Annotated in this window: 15 protein-coding genes; 8 read left to right on the plus strand and 7 right to left on the minus strand. The window is 34.7% G+C overall.

The features are described 5' to 3' along the window. Positions 1-354: 354 nt before the first annotated feature. Genes VBZ51_RS13490 through VBZ51_RS13500 form a run of 3 tightly spaced genes read right to left on the minus strand, consistent with a single transcriptional unit; the run spans position 355 to position 3,291 of the window. The gene (locus VBZ51_RS13490) at positions 355-1,533 is read right to left on the minus strand and encodes a THUMP-like domain-containing protein (RefSeq protein ID WP_416577261.1); all 1,179 of its coding nucleotides are present in this window, start codon (positions 1,531-1,533) and stop codon (positions 355-357) included. 6 nt (positions 1,534-1,539) lie between these two features. After that, complete coding sequence (locus tag VBZ51_RS13495) at positions 1,540-2,637, minus strand: AI-2E family transporter (protein ID WP_071341796.1); 1,098 nt, start codon at positions 2,635-2,637, stop codon at positions 1,540-1,542. Positions 2,638-2,640: 3 nt separating this feature from the next. After that, positions 2,641-3,291: a DUF4159 domain-containing protein gene (locus VBZ51_RS13500; RefSeq protein ID WP_058103295.1), complete on the minus strand. Its 651-nt coding sequence runs from the start codon at positions 3,289-3,291 to the stop codon at positions 2,641-2,643. 34 nt (positions 3,292-3,325) lie between these two features. Here VBZ51_RS13500 and VBZ51_RS13505 point away from each other — a divergent pair, with 34 nt between their 5' ends. Further along, positions 3,326-4,117 carry a DUF1223 domain-containing protein gene (locus VBZ51_RS13505; RefSeq protein ID WP_416577262.1) on the plus strand — a complete coding sequence of 264 codons (792 nt, stop codon included), beginning with the start codon at positions 3,326-3,328 and terminating at the stop codon, positions 4,115-4,117. Here VBZ51_RS13505 and VBZ51_RS13510 read toward each other — a convergent pair whose 3' ends face one another. Together VBZ51_RS13510 and tsaD are read right to left on the minus strand one after the other, a co-directional pair. Then, positions 4,118-4,825 carry a 16S rRNA (uracil(1498)-N(3))-methyltransferase gene (locus tag VBZ51_RS13510; protein ID WP_091605399.1) on the minus strand — a complete coding sequence of 236 codons (708 nt, stop codon included), beginning with the start codon at positions 4,823-4,825 and terminating at the stop codon, positions 4,118-4,120. 17 nt (positions 4,826-4,842) lie between these two features. Beyond that, positions 4,843-5,871: a tRNA (adenosine(37)-N6)-threonylcarbamoyltransferase complex transferase subunit TsaD gene (tsaD, locus tag VBZ51_RS13515; RefSeq protein WP_416577263.1), complete on the minus strand. Its 1,029-nt coding sequence runs from the start codon at positions 5,869-5,871 to the stop codon at positions 4,843-4,845. A gap of 86 nt (positions 5,872-5,957) precedes the next feature. Here tsaD and VBZ51_RS13520 point away from each other — a divergent pair, with 86 nt between their 5' ends. The 4 genes from VBZ51_RS13520 (at position 5,958) to VBZ51_RS13535 (ending at position 13,498) form a co-directional block, all read left to right on the plus strand. After that, entirely contained in the window at positions 5,958-10,388 is a 4,431-nt protein-coding gene (locus VBZ51_RS13520; protein WP_416577452.1) for a translocation/assembly module TamB domain-containing protein, read from the plus strand. Positions 10,389-10,546: 158 nt separating this feature from the next. Continuing rightward, the gene (gene pfkA / locus VBZ51_RS13525) at positions 10,547-11,533 is read left to right on the plus strand and encodes a 6-phosphofructokinase (RefSeq protein WP_074673142.1); all 987 of its coding nucleotides are present in this window, start codon (positions 10,547-10,549) and stop codon (positions 11,531-11,533) included. 23 nt (positions 11,534-11,556) lie between these two features. Further along, a complete protein-coding gene (gene gap, locus VBZ51_RS13530) occupies positions 11,557-12,558 on the plus strand; it encodes a type I glyceraldehyde-3-phosphate dehydrogenase (RefSeq protein ID WP_058103290.1) in 1,002 nt (333 codons plus the stop codon). 88 nt (positions 12,559-12,646) lie between these two features. Then, positions 12,647-13,498, plus strand: a complete 852-nt coding sequence (locus VBZ51_RS13535) for an N-acetylglucosamine kinase (RefSeq protein ID WP_074673146.1) — start codon at positions 12,647-12,649, stop codon at positions 13,496-13,498. A 4-nt stretch (positions 13,499-13,502) separates the two neighbouring features. Here VBZ51_RS13535 and VBZ51_RS13540 read toward each other — a convergent pair whose 3' ends face one another. Continuing rightward, positions 13,503-13,883, minus strand: a complete 381-nt coding sequence (locus VBZ51_RS13540) for a RidA family protein (RefSeq protein ID WP_416577264.1) — start codon at positions 13,881-13,883, stop codon at positions 13,503-13,505. 20 nt (positions 13,884-13,903) lie between these two features. Continuing rightward, positions 13,904-16,591 (minus strand): putative LPS assembly protein LptD, encoded by a 2,688-nt coding sequence (locus tag VBZ51_RS13545; RefSeq protein ID WP_082642887.1) that lies wholly within the window; start codon positions 16,589-16,591, stop codon positions 13,904-13,906. 179 nt (positions 16,592-16,770) lie between these two features. Here VBZ51_RS13545 and VBZ51_RS13550 point away from each other — a divergent pair, with 179 nt between their 5' ends. The 3 genes from VBZ51_RS13550 to VBZ51_RS13560 are packed head-to-tail and all read left to right on the plus strand — an operon-like array spanning position 16,771 to position 20,453. Beyond that, positions 16,771-18,099: an N-acetylmuramoyl-L-alanine amidase gene (locus VBZ51_RS13550; protein WP_416577265.1), complete on the plus strand. Its 1,329-nt coding sequence runs from the start codon at positions 16,771-16,773 to the stop codon at positions 18,097-18,099. Between the two features lie 47 nt (positions 18,100-18,146). Then, complete coding sequence (locus VBZ51_RS13555) at positions 18,147-19,112, plus strand: MlaD family protein (RefSeq protein ID WP_416577266.1); 966 nt, start codon at positions 18,147-18,149, stop codon at positions 19,110-19,112. A gap of 15 nt (positions 19,113-19,127) precedes the next feature. Then, on the plus strand, positions 19,128-20,453 hold the full coding sequence (locus VBZ51_RS13560; protein WP_416577267.1) for a 4Fe-4S dicluster domain-containing protein: 1,326 nt from the start codon (positions 19,128-19,130) through the stop codon (positions 20,451-20,453). The last annotated feature ends 8 nt before the right edge of the window (positions 20,454-20,461 follow it).

Genomic DNA, 20,461 nt, shown 5'->3' on the forward strand with positions numbered 1-20,461 from the left:
ACTTTTTAAAATTTATAGTTGCGGAATTAAATGTTAAAAAAATCAAAATCCGGTATAATAATAGCAATTTTCCTTTAATAATCGATGATTCGATAACGTTAATTTGCAAGTGTCAAAATTTTAAATTTCGTTGTTTTGATTATGAAAATCGTTTTAGAAGACCGTAAATATTAAGATATCAATAATTTGTGAGTTGAAAAGAACATGTTTTTGGTGTTGAAATTTTAACAACTTATATCAATTATGTATCTAAAAATAAGGTTAAAAGTTAATATACAACGTTGTAGTTTGCGAAGTTTCTTGTTTAAGTTGATGTGATTTTTGAACGTTTTTTATATCGAAATTCAGAACATTTTAGTGACGAAAACAAGAAATTAACATTAGTTTTCCGTTTAAATCAGTTGTAGCAAAAACATAGTTTTCACCACCGTCTTTTAGACCTAGTTTTCTTCTAATTTCAGACACTGAATCAGGAAAATTTCTCGTGGTAATATTGGTTTTTTTAATACCGGATTTTTTAAAAGATTTTTTAGAATATTCATAGATATTTTCAATTTTGAATACTCTACCGGGAAACTTGATTAACTCTGTTGAAGTAAAGAGATGTGAGTTTGGATGTAATTTATTTAGTTTAAAAAATGATCCAATAAATTGAAAAGACCCTGATTTTAAGATAGCTGCGTTTGGTTCGTAAAGGTAATTTTGTGGTTTGGAAAAGTTGGAGATTGCATTTTCTTCATCACTAGGTTTAAAACTGAACTCTTGTTTTATGCTATTTTTAAAATTGATTGTTTTTATAATAGGTTCTTGATTGTACTTTTTATCCATTAACCATAACACCTCTTTTACATCGTTATTTATGGCAACAATATGTATTTCTTTTACATTGCTCAATTCTGTTAATCCAATTTTTAAATCTAATAACGGACCTGTTTTAACCAATACGTTATTGGCTTTTGTAAATAAAAAAGATGCTTGGTTGACTATATTTGGCTCACAATCAGCTAAATAGTATACTTTTTTATTGTTTTTATCTCTTCTGGAAGGATCTATATATAACCAGTTAAAAGTGGTTGTTGAGGCTTTTAAAAACTCTAATCCCTCAGACGCGATACAGTTAATGTTAGTAGCGCCCATTTGCTCAAAATTATGTTGCGCAATGTTAGACAAGGCGCTATTTTTTTCAACATGGGTTACTTGTTCAAATTTTTGTGAAAATGCGTAAGCGTCTACCCCAAAGCCACCTGTAATGTCAACAATACTCTTGCCATTGATTAATGAAGCCTTGTATTGCGCCGTAACTTCAGATGAAGTTTGTGATAGGTTCAGTTTATTTGGGTAGTATATATTTTTCGTTGAAAACCAAGAAGGTAATTTTACTTTGGCTTTTGTTTTAGATTCAATTTGCTCTACCAATTCTTTGGGGGAAACTTCTGTGAACCTCGGTTTTGATAAAAGTATCTTATGCACATCTGTGCCCAGTTTATCTGTAATATATTGTTGTACCTCGTTTGTAACTATTTCTGAATTCACCTCTACCTAAAGATTATGCGTCAATGATTTAACAATTTGGTTATCGGATAAAAATTCTTTTAATATAACCTTTATTGCGGTGTAACCCGGTACGGCTACAATCATACCTACAACACCAAATAGTAGCCCCGCAATAATAATGACCAGGAAAATTTCTAACGGATGGGATTTTACACTATTTGAGAATATGAATGGTTGTGAGAAGAAGTTATCTACCAATTGGCCAAAGAGTAACCCTAAGAATACATAACCTGTTTTTGGGAGTATAACTTCGCTAAAATCCGATCCTAAATTACTGGTCATAGTAAGGGTCAACATTATTACACCGCCAATTATAGGACCTATGTATGGTATTATATTGAACAACGCACATAGAAAAGCAATTACTACAGCATTCTCAATACCAACAATTAAAAGTACTATGGTGTAAATGACGAAAAGAATAAAAATTTGAAGTAACAATCCCACAAAATATCTTGATAACAAGCCATTTATTTTTCCGATGGAATTCGTTGTGCCTTTCTTTTTATCAATTGGAACGAAAATCAACAATCCATTTTCAAATAATTTGCTGTCTTTTAAAAAGAAAAAAGAAATAAAAAGCACTGAAAATAAGCCAATGCTCGCAGAGCTTAATACATTTAAAAATGAATTAAGAAAATTAGGTATGAACCCAATATCCAAACCTTGTAAAATATTTTTTTCTAAACCGGCATCATCTATAACGTCTTCTACGATATGCGATGATAGGCCAAGGTGATTGGTGATTTGATGGTATAAGGTGTTTAAACTGGTTTGTAATTCATCAATATCCAATAAGGACAAGTTCTTTCCTTGTTCAGAAAGTAATGGTATAAACAAGGCTATGATACCGGCTAGAACACCTACCATTAAAAGCATGGTCAGTATTACTGCTAAAATATTGGGTAACTTAATTTTTCTAAAAAAACGTACTAGAGGGCTGCCTATAAGCGCCACTACAGCGGCAATGGCCAAGTAGGCCAAAACAGATTGTATAGTATAAAGAAAGTATAGCAAAATGGCGATACCTACCAATACGCCAATAGCTCTTAATATGCCTTGGGAGATTGTTTTTGATGTCATAGCTTAGTTTTTAAAGGCGTAGGTAATAATATTGGCTCCCATTTCAAGTGCTTTTTGTCTTACTTCTGGAGCGTCGTTATGAACTGTTGGGTCTTCCCAGCCATCACCTAAATCAGACTCTGAGGTAAATAATAATAGAATCCTATTATCCTGTAAAATTGCAAAAGCTTGTGGACGTTGCCCGTCATGCTCATGTATTTTAGGTAGTCCCTTTGCAAAAGAATATGAATTATTGAAAATGGGGTGATCAGCTCCCAATTCTTCTAAATTTTTGTTGGGGAATAGTTTTTTTATCTCTCTTGTAATGTAGGGTTTCATGCCGTAATTATCATCAATATGTAAAAAACCACCTGACATTAAATAGCTTTTTAAGTTTTCAATTTCCTCATCTGAAAAAACCACATTACCATGTCCTGTCATATGTAAATACGGGTATTGAAAAATTGTGCTGCTACCTACTTCTACAGTTTCGGGTTTGTTTTGTATTGTTGTTCCAATATTGTCATTACAGAATTTTATAAGATTTGGTAATGCTGTAGGGTTGGCATACCAATCACCGCCACCTTGATATTTTAGAATTGCAATCTCCTGTGCTCTTAAGTTAAGGCATGTAAACGCCATTATAAGAAAAAGATATATAGTAAGGTTTTTCATTTTATTTCGAATAATAAAGTATAACCACATTATTATGATTGATAAAAAAAATTATGTTTTCTTATTTTCTATAGCTGGCCTTCTGTTAACCACCATTATTTGGTCTCAATCCAGTAAAGATAATAAAGTTGATGATGCTTTGTTTTCTGAACATTCGGAAAAATTATCTAAGGGTAGTGTGGTGTTTGAACTTTTTACTTCGCAAGGATGTTCTAGTTGTCCACCGGCAGATGCACTTTTAGAAACTATAAAGGATTCATATCCAGATAATGTTTTTGTTTTGAGCTATCATGTGGACTATTGGAATTATATAGGTTGGAAAGATCCTTTCAGTAATCAGAAATTTACCGTGAAACAAAGTGCCTACAATACAAAATTCAGGTATCGAAGTAATTATACGCCAGAATTGGTCGTTAACGGCAAAGAGCATATGGTGGGGTCAAATAGGGCGGATGTTATTAGGGCTGTTGAGAAATATAGCAATTTACAGTCTCAAAATGTTATTGGTATATCTAATATTACACGAGATGGTGATAAAGCAACTTTTGAATATAACGTTAATGGCAAAATTGAAGGTAAAACTATAAGGGCGGTCTTGGTGCTTAATGAAAGAACCACAGAAGTTAAAAGGGGAGAAAATCGTCATAGAACTTTAAAGAATGCCAATATTGTAGTAGCCGAAAAATATTTAAATGATGTAAAATCAAAAGGCTTTGGTTCTATTGAAATTCCAAACATTGTAGGTAAAAATGAAGCTATAACTTTGATGTTATTGGTAGAGAATGAAAAGGTGGATATTACTAGTGCTGCAAAGGTTGCTATTTAACTAGCCATTGTTGATAGATGCTACAATGGTACAAGCAACAATAGCCGCAGTCTCGGTTCTTAATCTTGTTTTGCCCATAGCTACCGGGGCGTACCCTTTTTCCAATGCACTTTTAATTTCTTGATTTGAAAAATCACCTTCAGGGCCTATAAGTATAGTAATGTCTTTGTCAGCGGCAACACGCCTTTTTAGTTCATGTCTTTCGGTTTCTTCACAATGTGCAATAAACTGTAGCCCTGTTATTGGTTTTTCTAAAAACTCAACTAAGGAAATTGGTTCGTTAAGTTTAGGTAGATAGGTTTGTAGTGATTGTTTCATTGCTGATTCCAATACCCTTTTCATTCGTTCTAATTTTAGAATCTTACGTTCTGATCGATCACAAATAATAGGAGTGATTTCATCAACGCCAATTTCTGTGGCTTTTTCTAAAAACCATTCAAAACGATCGTTCATTTTTGTGGGTGCAACAGCCATATGTAACCAATGAGATTTGGCATGTGTTTTTTTAGATGAGTTGATCTCTACCTCACATTTTTTAATGGCATCATCAATTATTGTAGCTTCAAATAAGTAACCGGCTCCATTGGTAATCCATAATTTGTCCCCATTCTTTTTTCTGAGTACTCTGATGATGTGTTTGCTTTCATTACTGTCAAAAGTAAAGGTGTTGGCAGTAGGGTCTAGTTCAGGATTAAAGAAAAGTTGCATGTGGTTTTTGTTTTAATCTATGAAATAACATATCTGGCCTTTGCCGTAACGTCTTGATCCGAAAATTTTTCATTTTTATATTTCAGATAGCCTACTATACCGATCATTGCGGCATTATCTGTACAAAATTCAAATTTTGGGATGTAGGTATTCCATCCATATTTGGTTTGTGCTTCGGTTAAAATATTGCGTATTCCAGAATTTGCAGATACCCCTCCACCAATAGCTATTTCCTTTATACCGGTCTGTTTCACTGCTTTTTTTAATTTTTTCATTAAAATAGTAATGATGGTATATTGAATAGATGCGCAAATGTCTTCAAGGTTGTTTTTAATAAAATCTGGGTCTGCCTTGGTCTGCTTTTGTATAAAGTAAAGAATATTTGTTTTTAATCCACTAAAACTAAAATCCAAGTCTTTTACATTTGGTATGGGGAAATCAAATTTATGTGGGTCGCCAGTAGCTGCATATTTATCTATTAACGGACCGCCAGGGTAGGGTAGCCCTAATATTTTTGCACTTTTGTCAAAAGCCTCTCCTACGGCGTCATCAAGTGTTTGTCCAATGATTTTCATGTTAAAAAAATCATTTACCTGAACAATTTGTGTATGGCCGCCACTTATGGTCAATGCTAAAAAGGGAAATGAAGGTGCTTTCATGGATTCCTCTTTTATAAAATGGGCCAATATGTGGGCTTTCATGTGGTTAACTTCGATCAAAGGAATCTGTAAACCAAGTGATAACGATTTGGCAAATGAAGTACCTACCAATAATGAACCCATTAAGCCAGGTCCACGTGTAAATGCTATGGCTGATAATTGTTTTTTATCGATATTTGCTTTGGCTAATGCTTGGTGAACAACTGGCACTATATTTTGTTGATGGGCTCTTGAAGCAAGTTCAGGTACAACCCCTCCATATTCTTTGTGAATTGCTTGGGTGGCAACAACATTACTGAGCACTTTATCGTTCATTAAAACTGCCGCAGAAGTGTCGTCACAAGAAGATTCAATAGCAAGTATATAAATTGTTCTGTGCTCCAGCATATTTGGAATAAATTTTGAATAACAAAGGTAAAACATAAAGACCTATCAAAAAACTGAGAAAAATATTGGTTAGAACATTATTGGTGATTTTACTGATATGTGTTTTAGGTACCATCGTTTTTTCACTGCCAGTGGTACAGACCTTATTGGCACAGTTTGCTACGAAAAAAATCAACGATCAATATGGAACGCACATCAATATTGAGCGGTTAAAGGTTTCGTTGATTTCTTGGAATACAGGTTTGGAGGGTGTATATATTGAAGATTATCAGCAGGATACACTTTTTTATGTAAATGAACTTAAAACCTCAATTCTAAGTTTAGGTAATCTTGCTCAAGGTAATTTGGAATTTGGTGATATCGCTGTTGATCAACTGAACTTTAAACTTAAAACATATTTTGGCGAGAGAAATACCAACTTAGAAGTGTTTGTAGATAAGTTAGATGATGGCAAGCCAAGGGCAGAGGGTACGCCCCCTTTTAAATTATCTTCATCTAATGTGGATATTGCGCATAGTAGGTTTAAATATATTGATGAGAATTTACAAAATACTACAGTTTTAAATTTTGATAGCCTAAACATAAATGCGGGCGACTTTTTAATTTTAGGCCCAGAGGTTTCTGCGGATATTAAAGAAATGTCATTCTTTAGTAATAGAGGGTTAAAAGTAGATCGCTTGGCTACCAATTTTAAATATACTAAGCAGCAAATGCGTTTTGATTCTCTAAGCATTAATACACCATTATCTGCTTTAGAAGGTAATTTGGTTTTTAATTATAACCGAGAAGATTTTGCCGATTTTTTGAACAAGGTTAATGTAGTTGCCGAGTTTAAGGAGTCTAAAGTGGCTTTTGATGAAGTCAACTTACTTTATGATGAATTTGGAAAAGGTAAAGAAGTAACCTTCAATGCAAATGTGAATGGAGTATTGAACGATTTGAACACTGATGACCTTTTCTTGTTTTCAGATGATACCGGTATTCGTGGTAATTTTAATTTTAAAAATCTCTTTAATAAACAGAAAGCATTTAGTTTAAATGCCGAAATGAGGAATGTAACAAGCAGTTATTATCAATTAAATGCATTATTGCCCAATTTAATTGGTAACTCTTTGCCGTCGTCATTTAGCAAATTAGGGCAATTTACAATTCGTGGTAATGCCTTTATTACCAATTCTTCTATTGATGCTAAAGTGAACTTAAATACTGCCGTGGGTAGTAGTTATGCGGATATTGTACTTAGCGATTTTAATAATATTGACAATGCAACTTATAAAGGTTTTATTTCTTTAATAGATTTTGATTTAGGTGATTTTGCCGAGAATAAAAACTTGGGAAAAACAACCTTGGATTTTAATGTGGAGGGTAAAGGTTTTGTAAAAGAAAAATTGAACACCGAGGTAATTGGTCAAATTTATTCTTTGGAGTTTAATAAGTACAATTATCAAGATATTAGAGTGTCGGGTATTATAAAAGATCAATTATTTGATGGTTCTTTGGTAAGCAATGACGAGAATTTTAAGTTCGATTTTAAGGGGCTTGCAAATGTTGCCGAGACTAGGAACAATTTTAATTTTATCGCTTCGGTCGATTATGCCGATTTAAAGAAACTGAATATTATAAATGATAGCGTTTCTGTATTTAAAGGAAATGTAAGTATGGATATTACGGGCACCACGCTTGATAATATTGTTGGTGACATCAATTTTACACAAACTAGCTATCAAAATAAAAATGATACTTACTATTTTGATGATTTTGCGGTTACCTCTAGTTTTGATCAAGAGAGGGAACGAACCATAAATATAAATTCTCCAGATATTATTACCGGATTTATGAAAGGTAATTTTAAGGTCAGAGAATTGGGTAAACTTGTGCAGAACTCCTTGGGTAGTATTTATACAAACTATAGGCCTTTTCAAATTTCAGATGGTCAAAATCTCTCCTTTAATTTTAAGATTTATAATAAAATCGTAGATGTGTTCTTTCCGGAAGTTCGCTTTGATCCCAATACGTTTATTAAAGGTAATATAGTAGCAGATGAGGGTGATTTCAAATTAAATTTTGAGTCCCCAAGTATAGAGGCCTTTGGTACGGCAGCCGATAAAATTGAAGTGCGTATAGATAATAAAAACCCATTATTCAATACATATGTATCTGTTGGTGAGTTGGATACTCCGTATTATAATTTTAAGGATTTTAACTTGATCAATACTACCTTAAAGGATACTTTGTTCTTTAGGTCAGAGTTTAAAGGCGGTAGTGAGTTCAATGATTCTTACAACCTAAACTTTTACCATACATTCAATAAGGAAAATAAATCTGTAATTGGTCTTAAAACCTCCGATGTTAATTTTAAGGGGAATAAGTGGGTTTTAAACAAAGAGGGAAATACAAAGAATAAGGTTATTCTAAGTAGGTCTTTAGATAGTATTACAATTCAAGAAATTGTAATGAACAATGAAGAGAAAGAGCAGATAAGGTTAAAAGGACAATTGGCAGATTCTACTTACAAAGACCTACAGTTGCAATTTAAAATTGTTTCCTTAGATAAGATAACCCCGGTAATAGATAGTTTGAAATTACAGGGAGAGGTCAATGGAACCTTAAACGTTTTACAGAAAGATGGTGTTTATTTACCATCATCAAATCTAAATATTGATAAATTCGGTATTAATGATATTCCTTTAGGTGATTTAGCTATAAATATCATTGGCAATAGAGATTTGACAGAATTTCAAGTGAACTCCCAACTGTCTGATAATGGCTTGGAAAAATTTAGCGTAGTTGGTAGTGTAGAGAATAGGGGAGATATACCAAGGGCAGATTTAATTGCGAATTTCAGCAATTTTAATTTAGAACCTTTTAGCCCTTTGGGTGAAGGGGTTATTGATCATATTAGGGGAGATATAGACGGTAGGGTGGTTATAAAGGGAGATGTTGATAATCCAAACTTTGACGGGCTTCTTACTTTGGACAATGCTGGTATTGCAGTGCCGTACCTAAATGTAGATTATGAATTTGCACCCCGGTCTAGAGTTGTTCTAAGTAATCAAACATTTGATTTTGAAAATATAGCATTAAAAGATGTAGCTAAAGGTACTACGGCAAATTTAGATGGTACCATTACTCATAGTTTCTTTAAAGATTGGGTTCTGGACTTGAATGTTGATACCAAGAATGATAGGTTCTTGATTTTAAATACAGAATTTAAAGAGGGTGAGTTATATTATGGTACTGGTTATTTGAATGGTACAGGACGAATCTATGGTCCTACTACTGCCTTGAATATTACTGTTGATGGTACTACCGCAAAAGGTACTTCTTTAAAAATTCCGCTTAGTGATGTTGCTAGTGTAGGGGATTATTCTTTTATCAATTTTATTGAAAAGAACGATAAAAAGAGAATAGAGAGTCAGCGACAATTAAAGGATTATCAAGGTCTTGAACTTGAATTTAACTTAGATGTAACGCCTGATGCCGAAGTTGAAATAGTAACGGATACAAAAACCGGTAGTTCCCTAAAAGGAACAGGGGTAGGTATTATTTTAATACAGATCAATACCAATGGTAAATTTGAAATGTATGGTGATTATGTTGTGGTAACTGGTGAATTCAATTATAAGTTTGGTGGTATTATAGATAAGAAATTTACGGTTGAACCCGGGGGTACCATTAATTGGGATCAAAAACCATTAGAAGCCATTTTGAATATGGAGGCGATATATTCATTAAATGCGAATCCTGCTCCATTATTAGATGATGCCGGTTTTACCCGTAGAATTCCTACTGACGTAATTATAAGTTTAACCGGGCAGCTTCAAAAGCCAGATATTGATTTTGGTATTGATTTTCCGGGTACTAATTCTATTGTAAAATCAGAATTGGAATACAGACTGCAAGATCCCACGGTAGAGGAGAAAAATGCGATATTCCTATTGGCCCAAGGTACTTTTGTAAATTCTCAAAGTGGTATTAACCAACAAGCAATTACAGGTAATTTGGTTCAAAGCGCATCTAGTATTTTGAATTCAATTCTTAGTGGTGGCAATGATAAGTTCAACCTTGGTCTATCCTATGAACAAGGTATTTTAGACCGTTCTGCGGATATTGAGACAGATGATAGAATTGGCGTTACCGTATCAACACAAATATCGGATAGAATTCTATTTAATGGTAAAGTAGGGGTTCCGGTGGGTGCATCTAGTGAAACCTTGGTCGCAGGTGATTTTGAAATACAGGTTTTGCTAAATGAAGAAGGTACGTTAAGTGCAAATTTTTTCAGTAGACAAAGTGAAATACAGGCATATTTGTCGGATCAACAGGGGTCTACCCAAGGGGCGGGAATTTCGTATGAAGTTGATTTCAATAATTTTAAGGAGCTTTTTCAAAAAATACTGGCAACCAGACCAAAAGAAAAAGAGGTACCTGTAAAAGAAAATGAAACACCATCATCTGTAATGGGGAATGATAGTCTTATTCGTTTTTACAATAAGCCAAAATCATTAAATCAATAACTAAACGCTACATAACTGTTAAGTATTAAAATATTTTAAGAATTTAAGCATCAATATGTTACAACGAAATCCTTTTCGTTGATTTTTTCTTAAAATGCGATGGAAGTTAGTTCCTTTTTTGATGAAGATTTGTTACTTTCGTTGGCTTAAATTTTTCAATGTTATCACAAATTAAAAAAATAGCAGTGCTGACTTCAGGAGGCGATTCTCCTGGTATGAATGCAGCAATTAGATCGGTTGTTCGTACGTGTGCCTATATGAAGGTAGATTGTGTTGCAGTCTATAGAGGGTACCAAGGTATGATTGAGGGAGATTTTAAACCAATGGATGCCCGTAGTGTAAATAATATTATCAATAAAGGGGGCACTATTTTAAAATCGGCAAGATGTAATGACTTTAGAACTCCAGAAGGAAGGAAAACAGCTCATGATCAGCTAGTAAAGGCAGGTATAGACGCGTTTGTCGTTATTGGAGGAGATGGTAGTTTTACCGGTGCCATGATTTTTAATAGAGAGTATAACTTTCCTGTAATTGGAATTCCCGGTACTATTGATAATGATATTTTTGGTACTACGTTTACATTAGGTTTTGACACAGCTTTGAATACTGTGGTAGAGTGTATAGATAAAATTAGAGATACTGCCAGTTCCCATAACAGATTGTTCTTCGTTGAGGTTATGGGTAGAGATGTTGGGCATATTGCGCTTAACGCCGGTGTTGGAGCAGGTGCAGAAGAGATTTTAATACCTGAGGAAAATTTAGGTTTAGACAGGTTGTTAGAATCTTTGAAAAGAAGTAAAGAGTCTGGTAAATCATCTAGTATAGTTATTGTTGCCGAAGGTGACAAATCTGGTAAAAACGTATTTGAACTTAAAGAATATGTTGAAGAACATTTGCCTATATATGATGTGCGTGTATCTGTTCTAGGGCATATGCAAAGAGGTGGTGCGCCATCTTGTTTTGATCGTGTGCTTGCCAGTAGAATGGGGGTAAAGGCGGTTGAGGCATTATTAGAGGGTAAAACTAACCTAATGGTAGGTATACAAGATAACAAACTTACATTAACGCCAATAAATAAGGCGATAAAAGGACATACAAAAATTGATAAGGAACTTATACGAGTTTCAGAAATAATGACTACATAATTTAAATATTAAAAAGAGAGAAAATGTCAAATTTGAAAATAGGAATTAACGGATTCGGTAGAATAGGAAGATTAGTCTTCAGAACAACAATTAAGCGTGGAGATGTTGATGTAGTAGCTATCAATGACTTGTTAGATGTTGAGCACTTGGCTTACTTGTTAAAATACGATTCGGTACATGGTAAATTCGACGGTACTGTTGATGTAAAAGATGGTCAATTGATCGTAAATGGTAAGACTGTTCGTATTACTGCGGAAAGAGACCCTAAAAATTGTAAGTGGGATGAGGTTGGTGCAGATACCGTTGCTGAATGTACAGGTATTTTTACAACATTAGAAACTGCTCAATATCATATAGATGGTGGTGCTAAAAAGGTTGTTATTTCTGCGCCTTCTAAAGATGCTCCAATGTTTGTAATGGGAGTTAACCATACAGAGGTTACTGCTGATAACACAATTGTTTCAAACGCATCATGTACTACAAACTGTTTAGCTCCAATGGCTAAGGTATTAAATGATAAATTTGGTATTGAAGAGGCTTTAATGACCACTGTTCATGCAACAACGGCCACTCAAATGACTGTTGATGGTCCTTCTAAGAAAGACTGGAGAGGCGGTAGAAGTGCAATGTTGAACATTATACCGGCTTCTACGGGTGCTGCTGTAGCGGTTACCAAGGTAATTCCTGCTTTGAAAGGTAAGCTTACGGGAATGGCGTTTAGAGTTCCTACTGCAGATGTATCTGTTGTAGATTTAACTGTTCGTCTTGAAAAGGAAACTTCATACGAAGAAATTAAAAAAGCATTTAAATCTGCTTCTGAAGGAGAGTTAAAAGGTGTTTTAGGATATACAGAGGAGTCTGTAGTTTCTCAAGACTTCATAGGTGAGTCTCATACAAGTGTATTTGATGCTGGTGCAGGTATCGAGTTGAATTCTAAATTCTTCAAGTTGATCTGCTGGTATGATAACGAGGCTGGTTTCTCCAATAAAATGGTAGACCTAATTCAGCACGTTAACACGTTGTAAGCATCATTTTAGTATAACAATAATATATCCTGAAAATGAGGCTTTTGCGTCTTGTTTTCAGGTTTATTTTTTTAAAGACATTCGGTATATGATTTTAATAGTAGATAGTGGAGCAACCAAGTCAGATTGGATTGCTTTAGATGAAAATGGCGAACAGCTTTTTTTAACGCAAACATTGGGTTTAAGCCCAGAAGTGTTGACAAAAGATGTCATAGAAGATCGCTTAGCGAATAATTTTGAACTTTCTAAGAACAGGGAGAAAGTCAGTCATTTGTACTTTTATGGAGCCGGTTGTGGTACCGATCGTATGAAAGTCTTTTTAAAAGGTATATTCAAGGACTTTTTTCCAAATGCAAAAGCAGATGTAAAGGAAGATACATATGCGGCAATTTTTGCTACTACCAAAGTTGGTCACCAAGGTATCGTTTGTATTTTAGGTACGGGGTCTAATTGTAGCTATTATGACGGTAACCAATTATTTCAAAAAGTAACTTCATTAGGGTATATACCTATGGATGATGGTAGTGGAAATTTCTTTGGACGTAAGTTGATACGTGATTACTATTTTCATAAAATGCCATCTGATTTAGCGCATAAGTTTGCGGCTTCGCATGATTTAGATGCCGATGTAATTAAAGAAAACTTATATAAGCAGCCTAACCCAAATACGTATTTGGCAACCTTTGCAAGGTTTTTAATTGAAAATAAAGAACATCCGTACTCTAAAGGGGTTATAGATAAAGGTTTTCAGCAATTTATAAATAACTACGTAATGCAATTTGAATTGGCTACAAAGGTGCCGATCAATTTTGTAGGTAGTATTGCGCATTACCTAAGAGATGAATTAACATCTGTACTGCTTAGAAATGATTTGATCGTTGGTGTTATTAGGCAAAGACCTATTGAAGGGCTTGTGGAATTTCACAGATCAAATATGTAAATCGTTATTTTACGGCAATCATTGAAATTTCAACATTTACGAACTTAGGTAAATTTGCTACTTCAACGGTTTCTCTTGCAGGTGCAGTTTCTGCATTAAAGTAAGTGGCATAAACTTCGTTTACATCGGTGAATTGATTCATGTCACTGAGAAATATTGATGATTTAACAACATGTTCAAAGGTCATTTCAGCTTCGGTTAAAATGGCCTTTAAATTTTCCATAGACTGTTTAGTTTCTAATTTAATATCACCTGAAACTAATGCGCCATTTTTTGGATTAATTGGAATTTGCCCAGAGATATATAAAGTGCCATTACTTAAAATTGCTTGGTTATATGGGCCTATTGGTGCTGGGGCATGTTCTGTATTTATAATTTTTTTCATCGTAGCTAATGTTTAATTTTTTAATTCTGACTTCTGTTTTCCCACTTAAGGTCTTTTAAGATAGAAGAATCTATACCAATAAAGAAATACCATCTTTTATAGGTGCCAAAAGGTGTCCAGTTAAAACGCATGGTGAAACTTTTAAGGTCTCGTTGAAAACGCAATTGGGTTAAGGTGAAACCTTGATTTTTGAAATCATAACCAGATGAACCTCCTATAGACCACCTTGGCGCAAGTTCTATGTCGCCAGAAAACATTAAAGAGTGACTACTAAATTCATTTTGCCTTGCTGTGTTGCTATAGTTTGCGGAATAGGCCAACCTAAAATTCCATGGTATTTTGGTTCCATATACTGGGTTTTCAACATCGGCATTTTTGTCATCCTTCCTAATGGGGTTTGAATTGAAATCATCGGCCCTTCCAAAAAGGTCGTCATCTCTACCACCACTTTGCGCTACGTAATCAAAAGGATCTTCATCTTCTTCTTCCTTTCTTCCTTTGTCATCTTTTTTATTGAACATATCACTACTAATAGAATAGGATACATTGGCATTAGCTCTAGTAAGTCTAAATAGGCTACCGCCATTGTCAATATTCCATGTATCTATTCTTCTACCATTATTATCTATGGCATAAGGGTCTAAACCGGCAGAAAAGTTAATGGACATTTTGTTGTCCAAAATATTGGTTCCACCATTAATGCTTAATGGATTCAATCTAAGGGAATCAGATTCGAAATTATATCCGGTAGAGACATTAAAATTGCTTAAAAGGGATATTTTTTTAGGTTCAAGTTTTGTGGAGTCTTTATCCTTTACCTTAGCCTCTAAAGTGTTGGCCAATGAAAAACTTAAGCTGTTAGACTGCCCTAAAGAAGGTGCTCCGTTTAATGTACCCGTAAAACGACTGTATTGTACTTCTACACCGTCTTCACCTAAATATTCGTCATAAAATTGCTCAAATGATGGTGCATAACCATAACTAAGAGAAGGCCTAAGTGTGTGTCTAATAGCCTGAATTTTTTTGTCCTCACCAAAATTAAAAGTACCATACAAGGTAGTTCCAATACTTGCGCTAAAATTATAGGTATTGTAACGGTCAAAACCACTAACCGTATCTATAACAACTTCTTCGGCAACATCGTCATAGCTTCTGTTGTAAGTTTCCAATGTCCAAACATCTTCATAGTTACCACCCAAACTAACGCTGAAAAATTTAGCAACCTTAAAGTTCGTTGCAACAGGAATACTATGGCTGGCACCTACACGGGCATTGTCAAACATCCTAGCCGTGAAAAAATCCTCATCATTTGTTGTTAGCCTATTTTGTGCGTTTACGCTATACTGAAAGTTGATGTTGTCTATGATTCCTTTCTTTACACCGTCTTGCTTTACAAACGGATAAATACGCTCTACACTTGCTTGAAATGTCGGCAAGGTCATATTGATATTGTCATCATCGTCATCATCATCTGTAGCTACCGATGTCAGTTGTGAGTGGGTAGCGGTCAAACTCATGTTCACAGAAGGGTAATTTGGAAATGTTTTAGAGTATGAAATTGATGATGATAGTGTGTTGTTCTGGGTATTTGGTAAATTTCTTTGTTGTAAGGAATTTTGGTAATAATCACTACTTCCTAAATTTACCGATGCTGAAAATCGTGAGTTGGGACTTGCCTTGGTGTCTTGTGTGTGAGAAAATTGAATATTATAATTTCTTGAAAGACTGTAATCACTAAAACCTTTTTGGCTATTAACGATATTTTCAAATCTTAGGTTTACATTACCGCGATACTTGTACCTTTTAGTATAAATAGATGCTGTTCTAAATGCGTAACTTCCGTTCGTATAAAAGTCTCCGGATAAAGTAATGTCGGCATAATCACCTAATGGTACATAATACCCCATATCTTGTAAAAAGTAACCCGCATCTGGATCGTTACCGAAAGAAGGCATTAAAACACCTGCTGATCGGCCAACACTCAGTGGAAAATAAGCAAATGGCATTGCTATTGGGGTTGGTACATCTGCAATATATAAATTGCTGAACCCGGCAATCACTTTTTTCTTGGGAACAAATTTTGCTTTTCTAACCCTTATATAATAATCTGGGTTAATAGTGTCCGTTGAGGTGGTCAATTTTCCTTCGCTTAGAAAGTAAACGGAATCATTCTCTTTTTTGGTAATCTCGGCATAAACCTTCATGGCATCACTACCTAAAGCACCGGCTGCCGCTTGTTGTTCTGTTCGTGAGTTCCAAATTAGTGCCTTTTGCGTATCAAAATTAAAACGGATAGAATCTGGTATAACAATGTTCGATCCCTGTTTAAAATAGGGTAGCTGGCTGTAATTGCCGAGTGAGTCAACCATTCTACCGGCATACACCTCATTTTTAATGTAATCCATGATGATGATACCAGCTTTTAACTCCGTATCTTGATAATAGATTTCAGCTTCGTTATAGAGGTAAATTTTATTTTCTTTTTGGCTTAATTTCACATAATCTTTAGCCTTATAAGTGATTTTATCTAAAAGTAAAGGAGGCTTTTGATTAAGGGAATCTGTAGCCAAAGAATCATTGGCTATAGAGTCTTTTATTGCGGTTGGCGGAAATAGTGGTGCAATAATTGAATCTCTCTCTGCTTTGATATTGAGCGGAGTGATTTTTCCTTCTTGACCGATGGCAAAAAAACCACAGACAACAACCATGAATAGGAAAAGTAAGTATTGTTTGTTTGATTGCAAGGCTATATATCCTATTTTTGTAAAGGTTTGGCGGTCAAATGAGCCGTTATTTGAGATGTCAAACTTACATATATTTTTTAATCCCCATGTAGGGTCTTACAATAAATTTAACCATAATAAGGGCGATATAATCCCCAATACATATGAAAATAAAATTCTTAAGCATTTCATTGGTTTTAGTTACAGCCGTATTTCTACTGTCTTTTACTGTTGATAAACAAGAAGTTGAATCTGATGATCCATTTATTGTTGTTTTAGATGCCGGTCATGGTGGTCATGATCCAGGAAACCTGGGAAATGGGTATTTGGAGAAAAAAATCGCTTTGAACATTGTTTTGAAAGTCGGTGAAATTCTTGAAAAGAATAAGGATATTAAAGTTATCTACACGCGTAAAGACGATACGTTCATTGATTTGTACGTTAGGGGCGAGGTTGCCAATAAAGCCAATGCAGATTTGTTTGTGTCGGTTCATTGTGATTCCCACACCTCAGATGCGCATGGGGCAGGTACCTTTGTACTAGGGTTGCATGCCAATAAGCAAAACTTTGAAATTGCGAAAAAGGAAAACTCTGTAATTTATTTAGAGGACAACTATGAAAACAGATATGCGGATTATGATATTAATTCGCCGGAATCGGTAATAGGTTTGACCATTATGCAAGAAGAGTTTTTGGATCAGAGCGTTGCTTTGGCCACAATGATACAGGAAAATTTTTCTAGGCAACTTAAAAGGACAGATAGAAAAGTAAAACAAGCTGGTTTTATAGTATTGCACCAAACTTTTATGCCAAGTGTTCTTGTAGAGACCGGTTTTCTTACCAATAAGGATGAAGGTGCTTATTTAAACTCTACTAAAGGGCAGAATGAAATGGGAGATGCCATTGCGAAAGCCATATTGAATTATAAAGAAGGCGTACAACCTACTGTAAAGAATGTAGAAACTACGGTTTCTAAACCTAATGTGCCGCCAATTAAAGAAGAAGTGGTGGCTAAAGCTGATGAAAAAAAGGAACTGGCTGTTAAAGAAATAGCTGAGATTGAAGAGAAAAAAAATGTAGCTAAAGAAACTGTTGCAGAAAAAGTTACTGAGGTTGAAAAAACGGAACCTGTTAATACACCGGCGGTTGTTGTAAAGAAAGAAGAGGTTGCTCCAAACGTGCAAGTAAAAGAAGCGATCAATGCCAATGAAGTAGCTAAATCCATTGTCTTTAAAATTCAGTTAATGGCAAGCAGTAAGAACGTTGCACTTAACCCTGGTAATTTTAAAGGACTTTCAAACCTTTCACAAGAACCTTATAAGAATTTATACAGGTATATGTATGGTGAAACAAGGTCATATAGAGAAGCTAAAATGATGCAAGGTCAGGCACAGGGTAAAGGATATAAATCGGCTTATATTGTAGCTTACAAGCTTGGAGAAAGAATTCCTATTCAAGAGGCTATAGACGAGGTTTCTCAATTTAATCCATAAAGTGTAAATATTATTCATAATTTTGAGTGTAATAAAAATACAGTTGCTTGAAACTATCTAGAGAATTAAAAACGGGAATTATTGTAATTGGTGGCATACTACTGTTCATCATGGGATTCAGTTATTTAAAGTCCACTCCAATTTTTGATAATAGCAAAACCTTTTTTGCAGTTTACCCTAATGTTGGCGGACTTCAATCTGGTACTACTGTTTCTATTAATGGTTTTAGTGTTGGTAAGGTTAATGATATTAGGTTTTTAGATGAAAAGGGAAATCTATTGGTAACTTTTACGGTTGGTAATGATTTTAAATTTTCTAAAAATAGTACGGTAGAATTATATGATACAGGTATTATTGGTGGTAAGGGGTTACAGATAAAACCTATTTTTGATGGTGCACCCGCGCAGTCTGGAGATACTTTAAAAACTGAAACAAGACCCGGTATTACCGATCTAGCACAGCAAAAACTAAATCCATTGGTACGTAAAGTTGAATCTGCAATTTCTGGAGCAGATTCTGTATTGGTTAATGTGAATTCTGTCTTGGATGAAAACACCAAGAAAGAGCTGAAAGAAGTTATAGGTGGTTTAAATGAACTGATCACTAGCTTAAACGGAAGTGCATCAACCCTTAATACCGTTTTGGCCGGAAATGAAGAAAAACTAAATACTTCATTTGAAAATTTTGAAAAGCTTACGGCTAATTTTGCGAAACTATCAGATTCTTTAAATGCTGCCGGTCTTGGCCGTACCTTGGCCAGTTTGGAATCTACCATGGCAAATCTAGATCAGCTAACAGCAAAAATTGAAAATGGCGATGGTACTATGGGCTTACTTATGAATGATAAGGAGCTTTATTCAAATCTAAACAATGCTTCTAGAGAGCTAGACTTATTGCTGCAAGATTTTCGTTTAAACCCTAAAAGGTATGTAAACGTTTCGGTTTTTGGTAAAAAACAAAAAGATTATGAATTACCAGAAGATGATCCTGCCGCAAATTCTATAGAGAATTAAAGAAGACTTAATTATATGCAATATCTCCCTAATGTAATTTTTGTAATCCTACTTGTTGTAGGTGTTGGTTTTTTTGTCAAGAATATTAGCAAGCTAAAAAGAAATATATTCCTTGGTAAAGAAGCTTCTTTGAATGATAATAAACCACAGCGTTGGAAAAACATGGCCAAAATTGCCCTTGGGCAAACTAAGATGGTCGTAAGGCCAATTGCCGGTATGCTACATATCATCGTTTATGTTGGTTTTATCATTATTAATATTGAGGTACTTGAAATTATTTTGGACGGTATTTTTGGTACCCATAGAATGTTCGCCGTTCTAGGGCCTGTTTATGATTTTTTAATTGGCTCTTTTGAAGTTCTTGCGCTATTGGTAATAGTGTCTGTGGTGATATTTTGGATAAGAAGAAATATCATAAGATTAAAGCGTTTTCTTAAGCCGGAAATGGAAGGATGGCCAAAAAACGATGGTAACCTAATACTTTATATTGAATTGGTTTTGATGGTGCTATTCTTGACCATGAATGGGGCAGATTATCAATTGCAGCAAATGGGGGCAGACCACTATTCGGCTGCAGGCTCTTTTCCAATAAGTAGCATGCTTTCACCAATTTTTGAGAATATGTCTATTCCTACACTTGTACTTATTGAGCGTATAGCTTGGTGGTTACATATTGCCGGAATATTGTTTTTCCTTAATTACTTATATTATTCAAAACATTTACATATTCTTCTTGCCTTTCCAAATACATATTATGGTAAGCTTACTCCTAAAGGGCAATTTAAGAACTTACAGTCGGTAACAGATGAAGTACGTATGATGATGGACCCAGATGCGGATCCGTATGCCGAACCTGCTGAAGATGCTGCTGTGCCAGATAAGTTTGGAGCATCGGATGTGCAAGATTTAAGTTGGGTACAATTGTTAAACGCTTACACGTGTACAGAATGTGGTCGTTGTACAAGTGAGTGTCCGGCCAATCAAACCGGAAAAAAACTATCGCCTCGTAAAATCATGATGGATACTCGTGATAGACTTGAAGAGGTAGGAAAGAATATCGATCAAAATAAGGGTGAATTTAAAGATGACGGTAAGCAATTACTTAACGATTATATTACGCCAGAAGAGTTATGGGCATGTACATCCTGCAATGCTTGTGTTCAGGCCTGCCCAATTAGTATTGATCCACTATCTATCATTATGGATATGAGACAGTATTTGGTCATGGAACAATCTGCCGCTCCAACAGATTTGAATAATATGATGGGTAATATTGAAAATAATGGAGCACCTTGGCCATTTAATCAAATGGACCGTTTAAATTGGAGTAAAGAATCTTAAAGAGAGAT

Source organism: Maribacter sp. HS, assembly GCF_048059195.1.
GTDB lineage: Bacteria > Bacteroidota > Bacteroidia > Flavobacteriales > Flavobacteriaceae > Maribacter > Maribacter dokdonensis.